This is a genomic window from Lutibacter aestuarii (assembly GCF_042676885.1).
Taxonomy (GTDB): domain Bacteria; phylum Bacteroidota; class Bacteroidia; order Flavobacteriales; family Flavobacteriaceae; genus Lutibacter; species Lutibacter aestuarii.
On record NZ_JBHTIC010000012.1, the window covers coordinates 1 to 1,219 of the forward strand.

The 1,219-nt window shown below is 34.6% G+C and carries 2 protein-coding genes; both read left to right on the plus strand.

What is annotated here, in order from left to right; genetic code table 11:
* On the plus strand, window positions 1–459 hold a 459-nt coding region (locus ACFQZW_RS11275; protein ID WP_386783088.1), incomplete at its 5' end, for a T9SS type A sorting domain-containing protein.
* 5 nt (window positions 460–464) lie between these two features.
* The gene (locus ACFQZW_RS11280) at window positions 465–1,163 is read left to right on the plus strand and encodes a hypothetical protein (RefSeq protein WP_298287782.1); all 699 of its coding nucleotides are present in this window, start codon (window positions 465–467) and stop codon (window positions 1,161–1,163) included.
* Window positions 1,164–1,219 lie beyond the last annotated feature (56 nt).

Consider the following 1,219-nt stretch of genomic DNA (forward strand, 5'->3'; position numbering starts at 1 on the left):
GATGCTGGAACTTCAGCAAAAGCTTCTGCTAAAGTGGTGTCTAATAAAGCATATGTAGCAATAGAACAAGGAACAGCGCCTTACCAAGTACTAGTCAATGGAAAAACAGTATTGCATACCTATGCTCCATCATTTGAGGTAGCTGTAACACCAGGAGATTTATTGGAAGTAAAAACCGATATCGCTTGTGAAGGGGTGTTTTCAAAACAAATAGAGTTGTTTTCAACAATTACTGCGTATCCAAATCCAACCAATGAATGGACAACAATCGCTTTACCAACAACTGAAAAGGAAGTGTTGGTTGAATTATACTCTATTGAAGGTCAATTAATTTCCTCTAAAAACTATCCTGTAATGTATGGAAAAATCCAAGTAAACCTTGAAAATAAACCTACAGGGTTGTACCTTGCTAAAGTTTATTTAGATGAAACTTTAACCCTAAAAATTATAAAACAGTAACCATAATGAAAAAGTATTTATATCTCACAATAGTAAGTAGTATTTTATGGTCTTGTGGAGGCGGTGGTGGAGATAATCCGCCAGATCCAACACCAACCAATAAAGCACCAACTGTACCAACATTAGTTTACCCAACTAATAATTTATTGTGCATAGAAAACCCGGTTGAATGTAAATGGAATGCTTCAACAGATCAAGAAGGAGATGCAATTACTTATCAAATAGAAGTGGCTAGAAATAGTGCTTTTACAGAAGACAAACAAACCTTTACAGCAGCAAGTGTAACACAAACAGTTCCTTTGGTAGAAGATATTGCTTATTATTGGAGAGTCAAAGCTACAGACAGTAAAAATGCATCAAGTAGTTATTCCACAACCTATAAGTTTTATACTTATGGAGAAGGTGTCGTAAATCACTTGCCATTTTCTCCTGAACTTGTAAAACCTGCTTTAAATACGGTAGTACAAACAACAACTGCTTCTTTAGAATGGACTGCAAGTGATGTGGATACTAATGACACATTAACATATGATGTTTATTTTGGAACTTCCAATCCTCCAATGGTAATGGAAGGCAATAATCAAGCTACAACCACCTTAAATGTTGCTGTAAATGCCTCCACCAATTATTATTGGTATGTGGTTGTAAAAGATGGAAAAGGAGGAGAAACCAAGGGTCAAGTTTGGAATTTTAAAACGGATTAAATAAATATAATTTGACAACCTATAAAAAAAGCTTCTAATTTGGAAGCTTTTTTTAT

Excerpts from the sequence above, each read along its gene's own strand:
- ACFQZW_RS11280 (WP_298287782.1), top strand. The coding sequence starts at position 465 with ATGAAAAAGTATTTATATCTCACAATAGTAAGTAGTATTTTATGGTCT.